This is a genomic window from Spirochaetales bacterium, assembly GCA_016930085.1.
In the GTDB taxonomy this organism is placed as follows: domain Bacteria; phylum Spirochaetota; class Spirochaetia; order SZUA-6; family JAFGRV01; genus JAFGHO01.
In genome coordinates this window covers 53,889-75,481 of the sequence record JAFGHO010000117.1, presented here as the reverse complement: position 1 = coordinate 75,481, position 21,593 = coordinate 53,889, and the positions used below count along the sequence as shown (strand labels likewise).

19 protein-coding genes are annotated in these 21,593 nt (G+C 45.0%); 10 read left to right on the top strand and 9 right to left on the bottom strand.

Going from position 1 to position 21,593, the window contains the following annotated elements; genetic code table 11:
- The 7 genes from JW881_19945 to JW881_19915 form a co-directional block, all read left to right on the top strand.
- The coding region (locus JW881_19945; GenBank protein MBN1699798.1) for a hypothetical protein at nucleotides 1-222 on the top strand (222 nt) is incomplete at its 5' end.
- Between the two features lie 146 nt (nucleotides 223-368).
- A complete protein-coding gene (locus tag JW881_19940; protein ID MBN1699797.1) occupies nucleotides 369-959 on the top strand; it encodes an ankyrin repeat domain-containing protein in 591 nt (196 codons plus the stop codon).
- 201 nt (nucleotides 960-1,160) lie between these two features.
- Nucleotides 1,161-1,604: a GNAT family N-acetyltransferase gene (locus JW881_19935; protein MBN1699796.1), complete on the top strand. Its 444-nt coding sequence runs from the start codon at nucleotides 1,161-1,163 to the stop codon at nucleotides 1,602-1,604.
- Nucleotides 1,605-2,010: 406 nt separating this feature from the next.
- Nucleotides 2,011-2,571 (top strand): hypothetical protein, encoded by a 561-nt coding sequence (locus tag JW881_19930; GenBank protein ID MBN1699795.1) that lies wholly within the window; start codon nucleotides 2,011-2,013, stop codon nucleotides 2,569-2,571.
- Nucleotides 2,572-2,725: 154 nt separating this feature from the next.
- Nucleotides 2,726-3,580, top strand: a complete 855-nt coding sequence (locus JW881_19925; GenBank protein MBN1699794.1) for an EFR1 family ferrodoxin — start codon at nucleotides 2,726-2,728, stop codon at nucleotides 3,578-3,580.
- Between the two features lie 18 nt (nucleotides 3,581-3,598).
- Entirely contained in the window at nucleotides 3,599-4,018 is a 420-nt protein-coding gene (locus JW881_19920) for a GNAT family acetyltransferase (GenBank protein MBN1699793.1), read from the top strand.
- 107 nt (nucleotides 4,019-4,125) lie between these two features.
- Nucleotides 4,126-5,388 carry a hypothetical protein gene (locus JW881_19915; protein ID MBN1699792.1) on the top strand — a complete coding sequence of 421 codons (1,263 nt, stop codon included), beginning with the start codon at nucleotides 4,126-4,128 and terminating at the stop codon, nucleotides 5,386-5,388.
- Nucleotides 5,389-5,400: 12 nt separating this feature from the next.
- Here JW881_19915 and JW881_19910 read toward each other — a convergent pair whose 3' ends face one another.
- The 4 genes from JW881_19910 to JW881_19895 form a co-directional block, all read right to left on the bottom strand.
- Nucleotides 5,401-6,846: an RtcB family protein gene (locus tag JW881_19910; protein MBN1699791.1), complete on the bottom strand. Its 1,446-nt coding sequence runs from the start codon at nucleotides 6,844-6,846 to the stop codon at nucleotides 5,401-5,403.
- A 105-nt stretch (nucleotides 6,847-6,951) separates the two neighbouring features.
- Nucleotides 6,952-7,377: an archease gene (locus JW881_19905; protein ID MBN1699790.1), complete on the bottom strand. Its 426-nt coding sequence runs from the start codon at nucleotides 7,375-7,377 to the stop codon at nucleotides 6,952-6,954.
- Between the two features lie 227 nt (nucleotides 7,378-7,604).
- Complete coding sequence (locus JW881_19900; GenBank protein ID MBN1699789.1) at nucleotides 7,605-8,051, bottom strand: peptidylprolyl isomerase; 447 nt, start codon at nucleotides 8,049-8,051, stop codon at nucleotides 7,605-7,607.
- A gap of 85 nt (nucleotides 8,052-8,136) precedes the next feature.
- On the bottom strand, nucleotides 8,137-8,298 hold the full coding sequence (locus JW881_19895) for a hypothetical protein (GenBank protein ID MBN1699788.1): 162 nt from the start codon (nucleotides 8,296-8,298) through the stop codon (nucleotides 8,137-8,139).
- Nucleotides 8,299-8,788: 490 nt separating this feature from the next.
- Here JW881_19895 and JW881_19890 point away from each other — a divergent pair, with 490 nt between their 5' ends.
- The gene (locus JW881_19890; GenBank protein ID MBN1699787.1) at nucleotides 8,789-10,855 is read left to right on the top strand and encodes a hypothetical protein; all 2,067 of its coding nucleotides are present in this window, start codon (nucleotides 8,789-8,791) and stop codon (nucleotides 10,853-10,855) included.
- Nucleotides 10,856-11,190: 335 nt separating this feature from the next.
- Here JW881_19890 and JW881_19885 read toward each other — a convergent pair whose 3' ends face one another.
- A complete protein-coding gene (locus tag JW881_19885) occupies nucleotides 11,191-12,444 on the bottom strand; it encodes an MFS transporter (protein MBN1699786.1) in 1,254 nt (417 codons plus the stop codon).
- 330 nt (nucleotides 12,445-12,774) lie between these two features.
- Here JW881_19885 and JW881_19880 point away from each other — a divergent pair, with 330 nt between their 5' ends.
- Nucleotides 12,775-13,953 (top strand): GGDEF domain-containing protein, encoded by a 1,179-nt coding sequence (locus tag JW881_19880; GenBank protein MBN1699785.1) that lies wholly within the window; start codon nucleotides 12,775-12,777, stop codon nucleotides 13,951-13,953.
- Between the two features lie 43 nt (nucleotides 13,954-13,996).
- Here the strand turns inward: JW881_19880 and JW881_19875 are convergent, their stop codons facing one another.
- The 4 genes from JW881_19875 to JW881_19860 all read right to left on the bottom strand — a co-directional run bounded on the left by JW881_19875 (nucleotide 13,997) and on the right by JW881_19860 (nucleotide 20,923).
- Nucleotides 13,997-15,505 (bottom strand): hypothetical protein, encoded by a 1,509-nt coding sequence (locus JW881_19875; GenBank protein MBN1699784.1) that lies wholly within the window; start codon nucleotides 15,503-15,505, stop codon nucleotides 13,997-13,999.
- Nucleotides 15,506-15,739: 234 nt separating this feature from the next.
- Nucleotides 15,740-18,238 (bottom strand): hypothetical protein, encoded by a 2,499-nt coding sequence (locus JW881_19870; protein MBN1699783.1) that lies wholly within the window; start codon nucleotides 18,236-18,238, stop codon nucleotides 15,740-15,742.
- Between the two features lie 2 nt (nucleotides 18,239-18,240).
- The gene (locus tag JW881_19865) at nucleotides 18,241-19,866 is read right to left on the bottom strand and encodes a SpoVR family protein (GenBank protein ID MBN1699782.1); all 1,626 of its coding nucleotides are present in this window, start codon (nucleotides 19,864-19,866) and stop codon (nucleotides 18,241-18,243) included.
- Nucleotides 19,841-20,923 carry a DUF444 family protein gene (locus JW881_19860; protein MBN1699781.1) on the bottom strand — a complete coding sequence of 361 codons (1,083 nt, stop codon included), beginning with the start codon at nucleotides 20,921-20,923 and terminating at the stop codon, nucleotides 19,841-19,843. The genes JW881_19865 and JW881_19860 overlap by 26 nt, the downstream gene beginning before the upstream one ends.
- A gap of 245 nt (nucleotides 20,924-21,168) precedes the next feature.
- Here JW881_19860 and JW881_19855 point away from each other — a divergent pair, with 245 nt between their 5' ends.
- A complete protein-coding gene (locus JW881_19855; GenBank protein ID MBN1699780.1) occupies nucleotides 21,169-21,585 on the top strand; it encodes a hypothetical protein in 417 nt (138 codons plus the stop codon).
- The last annotated feature ends 8 nt before the right edge of the window (nucleotides 21,586-21,593 follow it).

The window sequence follows — 21,593 nt, the reverse complement described above, 5'->3', positions numbered from 1 at the left end:
CATTTTTCCTGTTCATTCTTTTACCTCCTGCCTTCTTGTCGGCAGAAGCGGGCCGGTGCAGGTGACGGGGTGAAATTGACGGTTACAATTTTCCTTCGGCAAGCTCTGCTTGCTTCCGGTCAAATTCGCACAACTGCGGGTACAAGAGTCGCGCCTCCGGCACTCACCCAAATCCAGAGAACTTTTCTTGAAAAGTTATTATTTTTATTTTATACTTTTTGATGAAATCTCAAAGTTAAGATTTTATCGGTAATGATGAACTTCTTGTACCCGTAAACCGTTAGCTGAAAGGCGTGGGAAAAGGATTGTATAAATGGGCCGCGGCGTTCTGCCGCGAGGTAAATTTATTTTTTTAGTAGGAGTAAATTATGAGTAAAATGCACGATGCTATCAGAAAATGGATATTTGAAGGAGCTGATGTAGCTGAAAAAATTATACGCAACTTAGCAAGTGAAAAACCGGAACTACTAGACAAGCCTGATGAAAATGGCGACCCTCCAGTTTTTCTAGCCTGTAGTATGATGAGAGATAATCCGTTAAAATTATTAGTGGAACTCGGTGCGGATGTAAATGTAAAAAATAGCGCGGATTGGCCTTTATTTATGGTTGCTGCCGCAAATGTATCCAGGGATGTATTGGCATTGTTAGTTGAGAAAGGCGCAGATCCATTAGTGTCTATAGACGGTGAGACCGCTCTCCACCGAGCCATGTTAAATGAAAGTACTGCGGTTGGTAACGCGGAATTTCTATTGGAAAAAGGGATCGATATAAATGCCAGAGATCAAATGGGATGGAATGCTTTGGATAAAGCTGCGCTGGATAATCTTGTAGAGGCAACCAAGTTTCTTCTTTCTAAAGGGGCGGAGGCAAATGCTGTTGATGGTCGTGGTTTAACTGCACTTGAAGTGGCCAAAGAAAGGAAATATGACGAAATCGTAGCCCTCCTTGAAAAGGCTTGAATTTTTCATTTCTTGGCCGGTTTGTATTGGAATGATTTTGGATGTGGACGTTGATGGATTTACCGGTCTTGGGATTGCTCACTGCGAGGTTTAGGGGTTATTTTCAGAAATTTTCGGACACATTGTCCGTGCACGCCGTCCATGGCGCGCAATACATTTAAGTCAGTATATTATATTAATACCATTCGGAGGCCTCTGGAATTGATAAAGATAGCGAAAATTGATGAAACGAACTGGTTTCAGTGTACCCAATTACATGTCGCTGAGACTCAAAAAAAGATTTTCACTGTACCTGTCGTTTATTGGATGGCAAAATGCAGGTATATTGATAATCATTTTGAAAATGCAATTTACAATGACGATGAGCTTATAGGATTTTCTGTGTGGGGATTTGATAAAGAAAATGATGAGTATTGGATAGCCGCTATAATGATAGATGAAAAATATCAAAATAAAGGATACGGTAAACAAGCTGTGAAGGAGTTAATAAAAATATTATCCAGGAATGAAAATTGTGATAAAATCTTTCTCGGGCATAGACCAAATAATTTAGTAGCATCTCATTTTTACGAAAAAATGGGTTTCGTGGATACCGGGAGAAGAGAGGATGGTGAAATAATCAGGTGCCTGACGCTAAGAAAATAGTACATCATCGCCTTAGTGGCTTAGACACGATATTTTCATAATCATAATGCATGCAATCAGAAGCATTCATTCCATTATAATTGTTTTTTCATTCATCCGGACACACATGTATCATGAGCGGCTGGGAAAACGGAAAAATAATATTGCGGTAAAAGGGAGGTATTACCGGTTCCCTTATGCTTTCAATAGCGTTTTATCACCGCGATGGTTTGGGAGTATGCGCATCAAGATCTTTGTTAAAACATTAATGCTGCTGTTTGCTTTTTGATCATGTTTTGCACAAGATGCAAATGTTTATGAATTAGAGAATAAGGTAAGTGAAAATAAAAAGAATAGATAAAATAATTGAATTAGGTATACTCCTTTCTTCCATCATTCGTTACATTATTCATACCATGGAGGCTTTATGAAAAATGGAATAATAATTATTGTTTTGGTCAGTCTCTTCCTGTTTTGCTGCACCTCAATCTCGTCGTCTGATACCGAAGACCCCTTTATGCCCCTGACGAATTACGTGGAGTCGCATAACGGATGGAGTTTTAATCATAATCGGCAATCCGATATATTTAATGAAATACGGGTCGGGCTTGGAGATGATTTCGGTAAAAAATTATGTTCATATGTCGGTTCAGATCTGGATCGTATTTACTGGTGCGGTTTGTTTTTGATAGAAGACGACTATCTCCACGGCAGTCAACCGGATGCCGGCCTGGCAATCGAGATTTTTGAAAAGGGTGCCGCCGTGAAAACAGATCCGTCATCAAACGATAAAGCGGAAATGAATATGGTCGCGAAACAGGCGACATTAAAAATTATATATGCGATTCTGTTGTACAGAGACGGTCAAACTGATAAAGCCAGATTATACAAGATTGAGATCGAGAATCTGTTTGAGGAGTATCCGATTTATTGCGGAGCTTTCCCTGCGATAAATGATGAGGATAGGGATATTTATAATGCATTATAATCAGAATCGGCCGGAAGTCATTGTCGCGCACTTCGGCAGCGAAGCAACAGTGGATTCTATGAATGAGAATTATTTGGAAAGCGGGAAGATTTTGGAACTCATGAAAACGATGACGATATTTCAGTTCTTCATGACATCCCGTATGCGATAAAAAATGAATAATAAAGAGACACATATCTATTATTTTTCCGGTACCGGAAACTCGCTTCATATCGCAAAGGAACTGCAAAAACGGCTTTCGGGAACCACCCTTGTGCCGATGGTGAGCGCGGTAAAATATGACAGGATGGAGGTCGACGCTGATGCGGTCGGGTTTGTTTTTCCCATCCACTGTCTCGGTATCCCGATGTTTGTCGAAGATTTTCTACGCAATATCCGTATACGGTCGGCTTCGTATTTGTTTGCCGTCACATCGAGGGAGTGTTCCGCCGGAGTCGTTTCGGAGATAAATAAACTTTTATCGGGGCAGGAGAGAAAACTCGACTCCTTTTTCTCTGTCCAGATGCCTGAAACATACCTTCCGGTATTCGACGTCGATTCGACAGAAGAAATCGAAAAAAAGGAAGCCGGTATGGTGAAGAAACTGGATCTCATTCAAGCGATAATATCGGAAAAGAAAAAATATCTGAAACCCGATCCGAAAGAACCGGCGATGTTCCTGTATTACCTGCTGAGACCGGCGGTGCGATTCTTATTCAATAAAACAAGGTATTTTAATATCGAAAACAGGTTCTATCCAGATGACCATTGCAGCGGGTGCGGTCTTTGCGCCGAAATATGTTTGTCGGATAAAATAGAAATGGAAAACAACCGGCCGGTATGGAAGAAGGGCATAAAATGTATGTTTTGTTTCGCATGTATTCATTATTGCCCTCTGCGGGCGATACAGATAAGAAAGAGTAAATCCGGTATTAGAGGGAGATATCATCATCCGGAGGTATCCGCGAAAGAGATTTTCCGTCAGAAGGAAGACGGACTGGAACAGGCGGACGGTTGTATCGAAAAATAAAAAGGGGGTACCCCGGGCATGAAAATACGATTGTATAATGATAAAACGGACAGAAAGGCGGTCGTTTCCCTTCTGAAATCGGTATTCCTTGTCAATGCACCGCATAACGATCCGGAGACCTCGATAGACCGTAAATTAAATCATGCGGACGAACTGCTGTTCGTCGCGGTCGATGACGGCGGCCGTATCGCCGGAAGCATTATGGCCGGCTATGACGGACACCGGGGGTGGATATATTCACTGGCGGTCGACCGGCGATTCAGGAGAAAGGGAACAGGTTCGCTGCTTCTTTCCCATGCGGAGCAGGCGTTGGAGAAACTGGGTTGTCCGAAAGTAAACCTGCAGGTCCTCACCGACAACAAGTCGGTTGTCGGTTTTTACAAGAAAAACGGTTACATTGTCGAGAAACGAATCAGCATGGGTAAAAAATTATACTGATAATATCGGAGGATACGATCGGGTGCCGGAGCACGACCGCCGAAATATATTGATTTTTCATCTTGTAATGACTACATTGAAAGTGATTCGTCATTAAGGGGGCATACATGAGGAATATCATCCCGATTATTGTATTGTTTTTCGTGTCTTTTTCCGTCCGGGCGCAAGCGCCGGATCAGGGATATGAACCGCATCCGAAAGCGGCGGCGGTGCCTTCATCGCTTTCCGGCCGGGTCGGGAAAAATCCCGCCAAATACCTCGGCGAACTAGTCGTCCATCTTACGAAAGACAGCCGGGATGCATATGAGGCGGTGAAGGCGATTCATGACTGGATCGCGCTCACCATCGCCTATGATACGGACGGTTTTTTGGGACGTTCGACGCCCGTGTACGGCTATGCCGATGTGATTAAAAAGGGGAAGTCCGTTTGCGAAGGCTATGCTAATCTCTTTTGTGAAATGTGTGAACTTGCAGGTATTGAATGCGTGAAGATCAGCGGATACGGGCGGGGTGTGGGGTTCAACCCCCTGCAGCCCGAAACGTCATTCACGAACAACCACGCGTGGAATGCGGTTGAGATTGACGGCGGGTGGTGTCTCGTCGATGTTACATGGGATGCCGGATATGTCAGCGGGGCGGCGTTTACAAGACAATACGGCAGCGGCTATCTCTTTCTTTCACCGGCTGATTTTATCTTCACCCATTTTCCGGAAAAGTCCGATTGGCAGCTGCTTGACGATCCGCTTACTTTCAAAGAGTTCACGCGCGCACCGTATCTGCGGGAGCGCTTTTTCGATCACCGCCTCGAATTGCTTTCAGATATCAGCCTTCTTCAAAAAACCGATGAGAAAAGCAGTATCAGGATCAAGACACCGGACGATATCGTCGCCATGGCTTCCCTCTACGGTGCGGGGGGAAGCGAACTTAAGAACAGGACGTTCGTCCAGCGGGACGGTGATATCATGATCATCAGCACGACCTTCCCGTCAAAGGGGGATTATATCCTCTGGTTGTTTACGAAACGGCTCGGCGAGGAGGGGCAATACTGGGGCGCCGCGCAATTTTCATTCAGAGCGGCAAAAGGAACGCAACTGGTATTTCCCGTTGCCTTCGAATCATTTTATACAAAAGCCTGCGTAATCGATCAGCCGCTGCATAGTCCCCTTAAAAAGGGTGCCGGTGTTTTTTTTGAAGTAACGGTTCCGGGTGCGGGTGTCGTCGGCGTCAACAATGGCAGCAAATTCGTGAATTTGGAAAAAAACGGGAACGGGAAATTTTCCGGGACAGTGACGATCGAAGGGACGGATGTATATCTTTATTATAAAAAAGGCAATAATTACGAATACCTCGCGGGGTGGAAGGCACGATGATTACCGGGCTTTCTATCCTTTAACAACGCCGAGGGGAATCACGCGAGCCACTTTTTTCGATATACCGGCGCCGTGAACGCTTTCGACAACGAGGTCGATATCCTTATAAGCCCCGGGCGCTTCTTCCGCGAGTATTTTCGGATGGGTCGATCTGAGGGCTTTTCCCGTTTTTTCGAGTTCCTCTTTTATTCGTTGGCCGCGGTATTTCTTAAGGCTCGCATGACGGCTCATACTTCTGCCGGCGCCGTGGCATGAAGAACCGAAAGATTCGGTCATGGCCTTTTCCGTTCCCGCAAGAATATATGAGGCCGTCCCCATGGAACCGGCGATAAGGACCGGCTGCCCTACCCCCCGGTACATCTCCGGTACATCCGGGTGGCCGGGCGGAAAGGCGCGGGTCGATCCTTTCCGGTGCACATAAACCTGCCGCTTTTTTCCGTGAACGACATGTTCTTCCAGCTTGCATATGTTATGCGCAATATCGTACACCGTATACATCCCCATGTCCTCCCACCGTCTTCCGAATACTTCACGGAAACTCTCCCGTATCCAGTGGGCGATGATCTGCCGGTTACAGAACGCAAAGTTTGCAGCGGCCCTCATGGCGGCGAGATAGTCCTGTCCCTCTTTTGAAGCGGCCGGCGCACAGACAAGCTGCGGGTCGGGTAGCCGGATATTGTACTTTTGGGCGGCCGCGTTGTGAATTTTCAGGTAGTCCGATGCGACCTGGTGGCCGAGCCCGCGCGAACCGCAGTGAACCATTACCGTGATCTGTCCCCTGTCAGTTATCCCGAAGGCTTGTGCCGCCTCGCCGTCGTAGATTTCATCGACGATCTGCACTTCGAGAAAGTGATTCCCGGCCCCGAGCGTCCCGAGTTGCGGCGTGCCGCGTTCCGTCGCCTGGGTTGAACATTTTGCTGGATCCGCCCCCTTGAGACAGCCGTTTTCTTCAAGACGATTCAGGTCATCGGGAATTCCATAACCATTGTCCACCGCCCAGCCGGCCCCCCGGAGAAGGACATCATCCATCTCCTTCCGGCCGAGACGAAGTTTTCCGTGAGCCCCGACACCGCATGGTATATTGGTGAAAAGTGTATCGACCAGTTCCCGTATACAAGGCGTCACCTCATCCGAGGTGAGATCGGTCCTGAGCATATGAATCCCGCAATTTATATCATATCCGGTACAACCGCATGAAATAATCCCCTTTTCCTTGTCGAACGCACCCACGGCTCCCATTGGAAGGCCATACCCCCAGTGCATGTCGGGCATCCCCAGTACGGGTTCCAGTACTCCGGGCAGACAAGCTACATTGGTCAACTGCTCTACCGCCGCATCTTCTGCGGCGTCAATCAGGCGTTTGTTTGCATAGATCACCGCATCGGTATTCATCCCTTTTTTGCTTTGCTTTGAAACAAGCCATTTATACGCGGAGAGTTTCCTGAGTTTTTCTTTCATGTTTCCTCCTCATACCGGTACGAAAGCATGTGACACATAAGCATCGGAGAAGAATTTTTATCTGTGTCATGATCACCGGAAAAATGCTTGACATTTACAGACATATCAGATATCCATGGCAACCTGTGCCCGAAAGCCGTTCCCTTTCTTCTCAAGCCGAAATCCATAGAATGTAATCCCTTTCACGACAGTCCCCCCTTTTTCGGGCGATATGGCTTCACCCTCCGCTTTTGCCGTAAGGGTCGATTCCCGCTCCGTCTGTATTAACGATGTAATCGTGAATTTATTGAAAAACATCCCCCGTATTTCACTCTGGGTAAGAAGGGTACTTAAAAAATCATGGAGAAGATTGCCGGTGTTCTCCGCGGTCACTTCAAACGTGAATGACTGTTCCTGTTTGACTCTTTTGATATCACACACAATGGAAAAAAGCGCCAATGCAGACGCTTCAAACAATTCTTCGAGGGTCGCTCCAAAAGCCTCGAACATAATGTCGGACGTAAGATTTTCGATAAACCGGTACTGTTTCATGATACAATCGTGTGCGTTCTCTTTCCGTTATTAATCATACAATGCTTTTCGGACACATTGCAATGGGAATCGTATGTGAACGAGGATAAGGGAGAGGCATTTTAATGAATTGCGATGTGTCTGATTAGTCAAACCGATATGAAAAACCGTTTCGTACCCCTGATTTTTTATAACAGGATTTTCAGATGATCGTTGTCGCAAAATACTCCCGGCGTGACTGCGCCGTATCATTTTTCCGGTTCATTCTTGTTTGAATCGCGTACATCCATGACTTCGATATCAAAAAACAGTGTTTGTCCCGCTAAGGGATGATTCATATCGATCGTGACTCTTTCCTTTTCAATGTGCTTGACGGTTATTATTTTTTCACCTTCATTTGTCTGGGCTCTGAACCGAGATCCTATCTTGAGTTGACCAATGTCGTCAAACTTTTCCTTTGATACGCTGAAAACATACGAATCCTTGTATTCACCATAGCCGTCTTTTGGATCTATTTCCGTATGGAATTTATCACCCGGTTTTTTTCCTTCCAGTTCCTTTTCAAGCCCGGAAATTAGATGTCCTTTCCCGTGTATGTACGAAAAGCCTTCTTTTGACGAAGAATCAAGTACTTTGCCCGAATCATTTTTGAGTGTGTAGTTGATTGTTACTGTTTTGTTTTCTGAAATAACCATTATACCTCCTTGATTGGTTTGTATTATCTATCCTGATTCAGAATTTTCTTGCTGTTCCGAATCAGTCGCAATAAAGTCCATATCTTTATTCTTCTTTTTCTCCATCCGTTTTTTTCTTTTCTCTTCCTGTTTCTTTTTTCTTTTCAATTCCTTTCTTCTTTTCTCCTGGTTGTATCTTTGAAACATCTATACTCCTTTCTCCATATGATTGTGTCCTTGTAACCCCCGGAATATGGACGCCATTCATAAACTATTGTTTGGCCGGTATAAAAACGGATATTACGTATATGGAAAAATATACCCGCTTATAACCAATAAATATCCGATTTTTTCCCGCATGATTTTTTCTCCACCGAATCACTTCCATGAAAAACCGTGTGCGTTTTCCGCCTTCCCGTCATCGTATACATGAGCTGCTATAACATAAATCAAAAAAAGTTATAAATGAGCATAGTATGAATTATGCGGGAAAAAAAGAAATTTCTAGACTATTTATAATAGATTCTTTGTTTATTGTAAATAACATCACGCTTTACTACCGAAATTTACCATATATCGAAGAGTTGTTCAAGTCATTTAAGATATTTTTTACCGTCCTGATTCGATACTATACGCCGGTTTTTTTTATTGTAGTGCCCTCCACTGTACAACCGGTCCCTTTTTGTATATAATTCAATACGGGAAATGCGAACGGTCGCAGAAAAAGATAGGTATTCTACCCAATAGAGGAGGAAGAAATGACCTCTCGTACACTTGTACCGAAACTGCTTTTAATTATCGGATTGGTGCCGTCAATCCTTATCGCACTGATGTGGATATTCAATACCGCATTTATCGTACAGGATTGGGATTATTCTTTCGGGCGTATTCATATCTTTGCCGGTGTCGCGGGCGGTATTACGGTCGTCTCTCTGATCGTTATCTATTTTCTGCTGCTTAAGCCCCTTACTGCAATCCTCAGGCATATCGAAGCCGGGGAAAGACCGGACGAAAACAAACGTGTCCGGGCAAGAAGAATGATCGTCCGGCTGCCGTTCTGGATTCTCGCGGTCAATGCAATCGGCTTTTTTCTGGGGCCGGTACTTAATATTACGATTACAACTGTTATCGAAAAAACCCTTCTTTTTTCTCTTTCAAATATGCTTGTCGTTTTTTACAGCGTGACCATCGGCGCTTTTTCGGCACTCGAATCGATAATCTTCTGTACGGTCGTTTTAGCAAAACCGAAGGAAATGCTCGCGATATACTCGTTCGAGGATATAAGGAAGAAAACGGGAAAAGACCTGAGTCTCTGGACGAAGAATATTCTTGTACCGCTTTCCATCATGATCATGTGCACCGGGATTATGGGTGTCGGCGGGTACGGTGTCCTTTCCATGGATCACAATTACCCCCGTTCCCTTGTCGAAAAGATAGAGAACGGAAAAACGCTTTCGTCGGACGAACAAGCGTATCTTTCGCACATGAAAGATATCGCCCTTTTCAGTGAGGGCAAGGTGGACAAAAAAACCGTTGATGACAACAGCGACCGTCTGGAACTGCTTCAAACAAAGCGGCAGGAGGAGAGGACAGCCGTTCTCGGATTGCTTTTTGTCATCCTGTTGGGACTGGCACTCGTTCTGGCGATCACCTATGCGAGGGAGCAGGATGCACACATCAAGTTGTTGATTAAAAGTTTCAGGCAGCTGTTTGGAGGCAGTGGGGATCTCAGCAGGAGATTGAGTATTATTCATTTTGATGAAATAGGGGAGTTGACCGGGTACATCAATTCATTCATGCAGTTTCTCGGCGACCTGCTTCATAAAATAAAGGACGCGAGTGAAAATGTCATGGAGGCTTCCAGGGCACTCGCGGAATTCGTTTTCAAGATAGGCTCGGTTTCGGACAATATGAGAGGAATTGCCGGTGATGTCAATGAATACACATATAACGGTGAATCTGTCGTCTTAAAAACGAAAGAAGCCGTCGAACAGCTTTTAACCGCGGCTAATACCATCAACAACGATGTTGAATCACAGGCGGCCTTCATCGATCAATCGTCGAGCGCGATGACGGAAATGGCGCAAAGCATCAGGTCCGTAAATGACATCGCCAGGAAGGCGCAGGAAATTTCGAGCGATTTGAGAATCCTTTCTGAAAAGGGGGAAGAGGAACTCAACAATACCCTCTCGGCCATAGGGGACATCGAGAAGGCGGCCGGACTGGTCAGCGGATTTACCGGCGGTATCTCGCGGCTTGCCGCACAGACGAATCTTTTGGCCATGAATGCCGCGATCGAGGCGGCGCACGCGGGCGAGGCGGGAAGAGGATTTGCCGTGGTCGCGGATGAGGTGAGAAAACTCGCCGAGGAGAGTACGAACAATGCAAAGCAGATAAATACCCAGATCAAACAAATGAATGAATATACTAAAAAAGGCATTTCGCTTTCGGCAAGTACAAAATCGGCCTTGAACACAATGTCCGGTTATATACGGCAAACCTCGGATATAATCACATCTATTTCGGAAGCCATGCAGGAACAGAATGCGGGGACGACCCAGATACTCTCCGCCGTCGGAACGCTCGTCAACGCCACCGAACAGATAAAATCCCTTTCACTGGAGCAGGGGGAAAAAAGCAGGGACATCAGGACATTGATGGAATCGCTTGTGTCGGCAATACAGACAATAAAGGAGGCGGTGAAGCGGCAGGAGGAAAACAGGAAGGAACTCGAAGAGGTCACAACACAGATGAGAGACATTTCGGAACGGAATATGCGGGTGGTATCCCTGTTTGAAGAAAGCATCGGAACGTTCAGAATATGATGCGGGAACGCCTGCTTCTATCTCGGTTAAAATGCTTTTTTTTCAGATAAATAAATACTATGTAGGCTTCCGTATCGTATATAATAATTTATCAGGATAATGATATCAAAATCGCTTGTGAAATGACCGGGTCAAGGGGCATTCCGGGTTTTTTCTTATCTCCATTAATAATAATCAATACGGTATGTCATTTTATTGCGTTATTCAATGTATGAGTATGAGTATCCGAGGAGTGCTCCATGATACTCACAGATGTGTATGTATTTCATTTTCTGATAACGGGTACAATAAGAGAGAAGCTGAAAAACCTGAATTTGTCCGGTTTGTGGAATTCGTTATCGGGAATTATTGTCGGAATCATGTCCCTTATCGATCCTTTGATCCCGTTCTTCCACGAAAAAAACAAAATAGACGATCGATAGAATGACGATACCGGCGTTGACGGCGAGCATCCGGGTGCTGTCCAGCTTTTCGATGATGAACGCCCCGAACATGTTTCCGCATGCCGATGCAAGGCTTATCCCGACGATATTAAAAATATTCATGTAGGTCGCCCGGAGGTCTTTGTGTGCGTAGCCGTCGATAAGATGTATCATGCCGTTGAACTGCAGCCCGTATCCGATACCGTGCAATGACATTGCCAGCATTGATAGGTACGGCAACCTGAGGGGGGCGACGGCCACGAGAAGAATGAACTTCAGTGTGAGAAAACCTGTTCCGGCGATCACCATCATGCGGTTTCCGATTCGCCGTGATATATGGCGTGAAAGAAACATCACGGGAACTTCGGGTATTGCGGAAATCGCCCAGGCCATTCCGATAAAAAGATACGGGAGGTTTATATCATCCAGGAAGTAGGAAGTAAAGTACATGCCGCTTAAAAGTCCGAATCCCTGAAAAAAGCTGAAAATCAGGAATTTGATAAACAATGTGTCGCCGGCAAGGTAGTGCCAGGGGATCGATACTTTCTCAACCTTTGCCTTTATTCCACGGAGTGTTATTACTGCCAGAATAAGAAGGCCGGCGGCATAAATAAGGGGCGGTAGATTTACAAGGCCTGTTAACCCCAGAAACAAGCCGGTAAGAATCGTTGTAACGATCCATGAAATGGTTCCCATCGCCCTGTAGGTTCCGTAAAATCTCGGATCGCGATTATTGTTATGCAGAAAATTGAGCATTTCCGTGTTCAGAACCGGGATGATCGGCGGGACAAACAAACCCATTATAATGATCCCGACACCGATAGCCGGATATTTCTGTTCGATTAACCAGCCCCTGAAAAGTGGAAAACCGGGAATACTGATGAAGAGAGCGCCGATTGCAGTCAATAACGAACAAAGAAAAAGCAACCGTTGTCCTATTTTAAACTTGTCCGAAAGAAACCCCGCTATGGGATTTGAAAAAATACCGAGAAACGGCTGGATAGCCATGATGAGACCGATAAGATAAACTGCGGGAGAACCGTCCTGTGTAACGAGAACCTGTTTGAAGTAAAGGCTCGAAAACGGGATCCATGCCCCGAATGCGGTAAACACGACCCAGTAGAGAACTCTCATTTTGATTTCCTGATACTTTTCTGTTTGGATCATCTTCTCTGTCCCTTGATGAGTCAGTTTCTCATGAAATAATCCCGTTAGTCCATTGTCTTGAATATAAAATGTATACGACATATCCGGCGATCATCCATAAGAGTCTATTGAATATTCGCAGAGAATGCTTTATTATAAAAGCGAGGACAATGTTATCCGGGAAACCGGCGCTGCAGAAAGGGTTTGGGTGTATACATTGAGGAAGATTTTTAATTTAATTGTGTGACGAATCGATTTTTTAAACAGGGAGATTGTATTTCGGAACACATAAACCACACCCTCAGCGAGTCGTTTATACAAAAATCCGGGGACTGAAATTACTGTGGTACGATGAGCAAGAAAAGCGTTTTTATCATCAAAAACAATCTTTCCTTCATAAATGGTATCCTCGAGATGATAGCCAAGAAGGCCTCTTTTCGACTCGTGTCTGTCGATCTCGATGAATTACTCCAGGACCATAACCATGAAAAAACGATTAAAGAAGGGGGGCAGACAAATATTTTTGTTGTCATTGAATCAGGATGGTATGAAAAAAACAATAAAAAACTATCCAGATTTTTTGCGAATGTATGCAATACCACTTTCTCAAATTATATATATGTGCATAAAGACGATAAATTTCTCACTGATAAAGAGTTTATTCTTGGAAAAAAGAATTGTTGGTATTTCTCGGAAGATATGGATGAAGCGGGCCAGGCAATCTCCTTCATAAGCTATATCGCCAATCTTTTTGAGAAAGTCATTATTTCCGCGCGTTTGACCGATTATATTATCGATTCATTCAAGGAAGCGGTTTATTCCGAAATCCTGGTCCGAAAAAACAAGGAGATCGAACACCTTAACAAGGAACTCGAAAAAAAGAATAAAATCGATTACCTGACAAATCTTTATAACAGAAAAGCACTCTATGATTTCCTCGACCTCGAAAGAAAGAGAACATTACGCGACCTCTGGAGACTCGATGCGTATGTGGAGCTTTCCCAGGCGGCATATCAGGGGAAAGTGAATATACAATTCAGTGAGAACAGACCTCGGGGATCTTTGAGCGAACACTTCGGCGTTTTTTCGATTATGATGATCGATATCGATAATTTCAAAGCCGTGAACGATAAATACGGCCATCTCGTCGGAGACAGCGTTCTCAAGACATTGGGCGAACTCCTGCTCAATGAAAGCATTTTGAGGGAGAATGATATCGCGGGAAGATTCGGCGGTGAAGAGTTCGTCATCATACTGCCGGAAACAAATTCCGAACACGCCCTTGAACCGGCGACACGACTCGCCGAACGGTTCAGGAATATCGCGTTCATTACCGGTGAAGATCAGGAAGAAGAGTTTTATGTTACCCTTTCAATCGGTATTTCCCAATATCACGAGGATGACAAAACAAATGACGAGATCATCCATCGTGCGGACAAAGCCCTCTATTACGCAAAAAGGCACGGTAAGGGTAAAGTGATTATTTACGAACGGGTCTTTGACAACGGGGATGAAATCCCGGAATCTTGATCCGGCTGATTCGTGCCGCGCACATCATTTTTCGGCGGCATCCTCATGTCCGTCTGTCCGCGGTGACTGATTCAAACACCTTCTTTAATACTTTCGAATATGAAAACGGGGCGATTATGATGTTATCTGTTCCGGAATCCCTGAACTTGACCGCCTCTATCTTGTTGAGTTGCGGGGCTAAAATAACAACGGAGATTTTCCTGCGTGTCGCATGCACCCGTATCCGGCTCAGGATTTCAATGGCGGAGGGCTGCTGCAGACTGGCGTCGACGAACACGATAATATAGTGGTCGTGCGTAACACGGCTTTCAATATCTTTGCCTGATTTTTCATAGTGGATATCAAAGTAGATGTCGAGGGTGTTCGAAATCTGATGTACCACTGACTGGTCCGGTGTAATAACGAGTATCTTTTTCCCTTTCAGTTTTCTGAAAAAGAGGGTGTGTTTCTCGTCCCATGGTTCGATGGTTTTTGTGTCGATTTTTACCGGTTCGAATTCACTCAGCATCATGTTGAATAATTCCTTATCGTCCGGGATCGGTGCGATTTCTTCTTCATCACCCCGGATTTCCGTAATTGCCATATCGCTGTAATAGGTGAGGGTATTGATTCTCCGTTCCTCGAGGTTCGAAAGGATTTCATCCGTCACACGTGTAAGGGACGGAATTATGCGCTTTCCCGATTTGTCGTAAAGGTCGAAAATATAACAGGAACCTTTTTTAAGAAAGGCAACGGGAACATTTTTAACCTTGTTGAAATCGATCTGAAGGTTTTGCAGACCTTCGAAATAGCTTTTCACGACCTCAAATTGCTGAAATATTTCATGACTTTTGAGAATACCGACAAGCTCGTTGTTTTTTGTAAGAATCTTGATGTTATGGGCTTCAATCGTCAGTTCGGGATACCCGGTGAACTTGAAAAGAAGTTCGATATTCGCCCGGGTGACGCTTTCGGGATAAAGTGACGGTATGATGAGAAAAACCTTGGGCGCCTTTATCGTTCGCTGTCTGCAAAACGATCGAATCAGATAATTCAACAGTTCGATTTTTGCCGGCTCGAGGTTGCCTTCAATCTGAATGGTGATAATTCTGCCCCTCGCGTGAAGATCGATAAGCATCGGTGTCGTTTGCGACAGGGCGGGGGGTTCGATGGAAAAAAATACATAAAGCCGTTCGGAAAGGATGACCGGATTCACTTGCCCGGAAATGAACGCTTTCACATTCTCCTTTTTGTATTCCATGATTTCTTTTTCAGTGAAGTCACCCATGAGGAATACCGGGATGGAAGCGATTTTGCTCGCCGTCCTCTTTTTGATAAGAAACCCCATTGCGTCGAGATTCGGAAAAAATTTATAGGAAATGATGAGGTCGGGCAGGGTCGATATCGCTATTCGAAACCCCACGACACAGTCGGCGGCGATAACGACACGGAAACCTTTTATTTCGAGAAAGCTTTTTATAAAATCGAGAAAATATGTATCCGGATGAATGAACAGTATTGTTTGAATGACGTTTCTCTCCCCACGATTTTCTGTTACAGGATACCCTGTCATCACGTTATTTTCTTGCCCTTCAACCGCGTTGAAAGACAATCTCAATTACCGATCAATTCTTTCAAATCAAACTATATGGATTTTTATATAAAAGTCAATAAAAAAAGGATCATATACGTTTATTGCATTAAAACGGGGTATATATCGATTACTTTATCGTATTTTGGCGAACAGTCATGGTATGTCACCGGACCCCCGGACTCGTTTTCCCGTGTCATCCGGTTAAGCGTGGTTTCAGCAAATAATGAGTGAAAAATCGATGACGCGTTTTCGCAGTGCATAGACAATCGTACTGAGTGCCATCGGGTATGAATAGTGAAAACGCTGAACCATATTATTCAAAATGGTTTCGACAAGATAATCGATTTCCTGACTGTATTTTTTATATTTTTCCGGGGCGTTCTTTTTCTGAAAGAACGCGTCCTGAAGCTGATCGATACTTATTCCCTCCACACTTTTTCTATGTGAGAGAAGGCAGGAGTATTCGCGTGCAAAACTGCCCAAAAGGTTGTCGTTTCGCGAATTGATGACCGCTTTTGTCTTTTCGAGTTTCAATTCACCGCTTGCCGTCAGGTCCAGAAAACGCTGCGCGATCTCCCGCCTGAATCCCTTTCCGTCACTTTCACCGACAAAAACCTTTTCAAGCGACCTGAGATAATTAATATCGGGTTTATCGATTTTGTTTCCTGTTGCGGGGTCGACAAAGGAATACTGCGGGACGAGGATATGGGAAAACGAGGTGTTTTCGAGTGCGTTTGCTAAAAGCGCGTGCTGAATGTATTTTCGAAGGTCCTGGGCGATTTCTTCGGGGTTCCGGTCCACCGTTGCGACGGTGATTTCTTTTGCAATGATGATGAAATAGAGATATTTGGCTACCTTTGTCAGACCGAAAAAATCGCCGTAATCCCCTTCGCCTTCGGGTATGGACCATTCGCCTATTTTTCTCGCCGGGATCGCTTTTCGTTTTTCGTTATATTTCGGATCGATTAAAAGCCATTGATGAAGGGACAGACCCTCCCTGAATACCTTGTTGAGCTGGCTGAAAAAGATTCCGACATTAACACTCCGGCCGTCCGATCGTGCGATTGTGTTTCTCATGATATTCTGAAGCTGTCTCACCGAGATACCGTGTTTGCCCTCGTTTACATTATATTCGTTCCACATCTCCCGCATGAACTCGTCGTCGATAAGCTTGAGTTGGTCCTGTGTGAAAAGCCCCGACTTGTCAAGCATGACGGCTTCATTGTTCTTGCAGATGAGGTGTTTATAGGTGGAAGGCGAGTAGATATTGATGCCGAGTTTAATCGCCTCGTTGTAGAAAGGATGCCAATAGGAAAGCCGCTGGATCGTCGAAACCGGGTCTTCGGGCTGGGCCGCGTAGATGAAGAGTTTCTGTTCCGGAGTGATCGAAAGGTACAGGTCTTTTTTTTCTTTATTCCAGTTATCCTTGAAATCCCTTTTCAGCGGCGGCAGAAGACGTGTCATGACCGCATAATATGCGGCGATCCTCAAAAGGTTTGGATCGATATCGAGTTTCTTTCGCATATTGTATATATCACGTTTGAGAATATCCATTTCCGAGTTGGCATCGAGGAGGTAATTGACCGGTATCTTGTCGATCCTGTCCAGGAATTTGGTCGAGGTCATCTGCCTGTCCAGGATTTTTATTTCTTCGGTATTGGTGGTAAGAATGACCGTTGTATCGATCGACGCCTGTGTCGATTGTATGGCGGTTTTCCCGCTTCCCAGCAGCATAAGAAGGGGCTTGTAATCCTGTTCTTTTGGCGCGGAGCCTTCATTAATTCCAAATGCATCGTGAATATGAAGTAGTCCCCTGTTCGCACTGACAATCGCTCCTTCGTACAGATACGGGGAATACCCTGGGAGATGCTCGTTCAAAAGGGATCTGTATTCGGGTCCGGGATCAAAAGGATGGACCCGAACGGAAAGCTGACGCATATCGTCGATGTTCGATATCCCTTTTGCCTGTGCGCCTGAAAACTCGATCTTTTCGATACGAACGTAGGTTTCGAGAATATCAAAAAGGGATTTACCCGTGTGCTGCGGATTTTCGAGGAGGAGTTTGATGATATCGAGATTCTGTTTATCGAGATTTGCATTTTGAAAGTATGTGGGAATGACGATTTTCTCGTCCCCCCGCCGGTTCGAGTTGATATGGTCGAATAGCTCCTGCCGGGGATGAGTGATGTTCCCACCGCGTTTGAGAATGACCGGAAAAAGAAGCAGCGGATTGTGTAGAAAGGTCGAGCGAATCTCCATGACGCGGCCGGTTTTATCGCTGAACCGGTAATAGAACGTATAGAGTTTCACGTTTTCCTGTTTTGTATACACTTCGATAGCCATACCTATCAGGTCCACGATGTTCGTCTTTCCGGACGCCGGGGGGCCGACCAGAACAATCCCCCTGTTGGGTCCGGATTCCTTGCCGATCGATTCTATAACATCCACAAGCTGGGTGATACAGAACTCCTGCCCGTATACGGCATTGATGCCGCCGGAAAAGGGATCGTCGAAGAGGTTGTACCTTATCGTCGGTTCACCGCTTCTGACCACGATCCTGTAGCCGAAATACTTTATGGCTTCATATATCAGTGTCGAACTGGTATGAAGGTACGGCACGGGATCTTTGATGAGATCTTCGACAAATTCGGAAAAACTCATGCTTTCTTCCCGGTGATAACCAAGAAGCTCCTTGTAATCGAAAAGTTCCATAATCACTCCAACTTGAATGGCTTGGCGCCTTTATACATTTTTTCCGACACTTCCTCGAATGAAAGTGGGGTGATGATCGTTTCCTTGTACCTGTCTGCCGCGTAACTGTAGAGAGTGTTGCGGGAGATGAGGTAAATGGAATTTTTCCATACAATATTGAGATTTCTTAGGGTGGGTTTTATCCAGTCCTTGCGTAATTCTCTTTTATCGTCTCTATGGTAGAGAAGCAGACCGCCGTCCTGAAAATCGGTATCGATAATATAGATGCGGGGTCTTCCGAAATGAGTATAAAACCTGAGCATTTCCTCACGGACCGGTTCCGGATTGAGCCATACCCATGTATCGTCGGATTCATAGATATCCTTGTCACTCAACCGCAGGTACTCCGCGTAGCGTTTTTCCAGTCGATTCAGGTGCAGCGAATGAATGAGTTCCGGAGTGAGAAATCTCCGGAGGAACTCATAATCGGTGATTGTCGCGACAAGGTGTTCCATTTCCCCGACAGGATCGACATCGGTGACCTTTTTCCAGTTTTTTTTCTTCTCGAGATCTTTTTCTTCAGTGTATTCGAGGCAGACCTTTCCGTCCCGGTATAGTCCTTCGATATGATTCCAGAGGTTATACCCGAGATGATAGGGGTTCCTCATGAAATACGGCCGTGGAAAACAAACCCCTGAAAAAATCCGCGCGTAATCGATTATCCCCTTCACCGCCTTCTCTTTGAATAGTTCGAGCATGATCTTTTTTTCCCAGTACATCGCCCACCCCTCGTTCATGATCTGCGTGCGAAGGACAAAATCATGGGGGATATGGACGATATACAGGTAATCGAGGATGGACCGTTCGGCTTTGCTCGCGGGGGCAAAACCCCGTAAAAATCCCAGTATATCCTGACAGGGAGCCTTCAATGTATAACCGACCCTGCTCAATGTTTCTTTACGTTTCTTTTTATGAGCGTCTTCTTTAAAGATATCCGTTTTAATCGTATTTTGAATAAGGCGTGAGAGGGTGGTGGAAACCGGCATGAAACCCGTTTTCTCCTTCTCCTTTTCCATGTCTTTTTGTTCGATATTCTTGCTCATCGCCGTTTCCGTATCCACCGAATTATCGAGGTTGTGCTGTGAGTGTGGTGCAATAAGCGGTAATACCGATTCACAGGCATTCCAGTAATTGAGATACTGATGTTCTCCCATTTGTGACCGTGCGAGATCGACTTTCCGTGTGAGGTACATGACATATTCCGTCCTGTCGGGATTCGAATCTTTGAGAACATTTACTTCCGAGAACTCACAGTGACCGCAGACATGTGCCATAACGCTGGCCTGTATCATGGGAGAATTACTGTTGTTAAGGTACGCATAGGAAGGATTACCCGTCTGTACCACTTCATAGTAAAGGGTCGATTCCATGCCGGTTTTGATACGGTATTTTCTCGTCACCATCCTTTTCCCCTCCCAGATATTGAGGGGACTTGTCGGATATACCCTTTTTTCAAGCAGAGAGACGAACTCGAGGCCGTCGAGAATAAAAAAGCGAATCTCCGGCAGCTTACGACCCAGCTTTTTTGCGAGTCCCATGACGATGTGGTATAACTCATTGAGTTCAGAATTTTGACTGATATTCTGCATGCTGCTCCCCGAATAATTCCTTGATAACCTTGATGGTATGATGCGTCTCGTGAATATCGCATATCCGTACGATACTGTCGCTTGAATAGCGTTCCCCCAGTTCCCGTTTGATCTGACTCAGGGAACTCGGTTTCACTTCGACAATCCCGATCCGGTTAAACAATAATCGGAGTTTTGTATCGATAATTTCTCCGATTTTTCTCGCATCGTCGCCGAAAAGTTCACCATCACCAAAATAAAATCCGTAAAAATTGGTCGTCTGTATATCATATTCATTGAACGCGATCTGATGAATGAGATCGAAGACACAGGCCGCCTCCGTCCCCCCCGCGTTACCGACATTGTAAAAATCCTCGGCACTTATTTCATACGCCTCCACATCATGAACGAAAAACCGGTGATCGACATTGCCCGGGCCGTAATTGAAATCGATCCAGCTTTGTATGAAATTGACAAGACGTTTTTCGAGGTCGAGGCGTTCGCCGTAGGTCGAATATGAAATATCACCCATAAAGAAGACGACGGCCCTGTAGCGGGGCTTTTCTTCCCGTTTTGGAAGCTTGTACCGTTTGTCGCGCCTTCTGATTAATACGGTGTATTTATCGTGGGCAGGGTCGTAGTACCCGGTGTTTATGCTGGTGCGAAGTGCCCGCTTGAATGTACGTTTTTTATCGAGGATAACGCCGGTCGGCCCGAAGGTTTTAAAGGTATAGGAGATCTGTTTGATTTTCCCCTGTCCTTCCTTGACCAGATTGGGAAGGTTGAGTTTTTCCGCGATCAGTTCCATTAAACGCTTGTATGGAAGGTTAAAGCGTATTTTGTCGCCCTGTTTACCCGGTCCTTTACCTTTCCCGTATCCTGAGCCGAAACTGTCTTCATACACGAATGTCGGTGGGTTTATATCGTCCATTTCGACGATAATATCGCTTGTTTTATCTCCGAAACGTTCGAGTTCGCCGTTATTAATGATATTCTCGATAAGGTCTTCGAGTTGATCCTCGATAAACTCGTTGAAAACACCTTCCGACTCATTGGAATTAATTTTATCTTCAATCATATTGTCCTGCCTGTTATTAATATACTACATATGAATTGATGCTACAAATAATCCGACCCATTAATCGATCATTTCCTTGACATGATAAAGCGTTTTTTTTACTATGAAGCCTGATTTTTTACAGGAAGCAACAAATTCCCGATCAATGTCATTATGTATCGATGATAGTGACCATTGCCTGTCTGTCGTGTGATTTAATACGTATTCGATGAAAGTGGGGGGCCGGTAAGCCGGGTTCATATGCCATGATAGCGTGGGTCCAACAGCATATTTTTATCTTTTACTGGATAGGCGGCATCTCGTTCGTGCTGTTTGTTACAACCGTGATAGCGGTTCCATATATAATCACCCGCCTGCCGCCGGACTTTCTATATGATAAAAAGCATGAGGAACGCTTTTTAAAGGTTCACTTCCTTTTACGTCTGGTAGTTAAAGTATTCAAAAATATAATCGGTATTATCCTGATTGTTGCCGGAATTCTCATGCTTGTGCTTCCCGGCCAGGGGATTATTACGGTTCTTATCGGTCTTTTTCTTTTTGATTTTCCAGGAAAGCACAAACTGATATTTTTAATACTGCGGAATCCCCTTGTCATAAAAGCGATCAACTGGATTAGAGAAAAAAACGGGAAGGAACCGCTTCGTATCGATTCCAATGAGTGATTCGCATG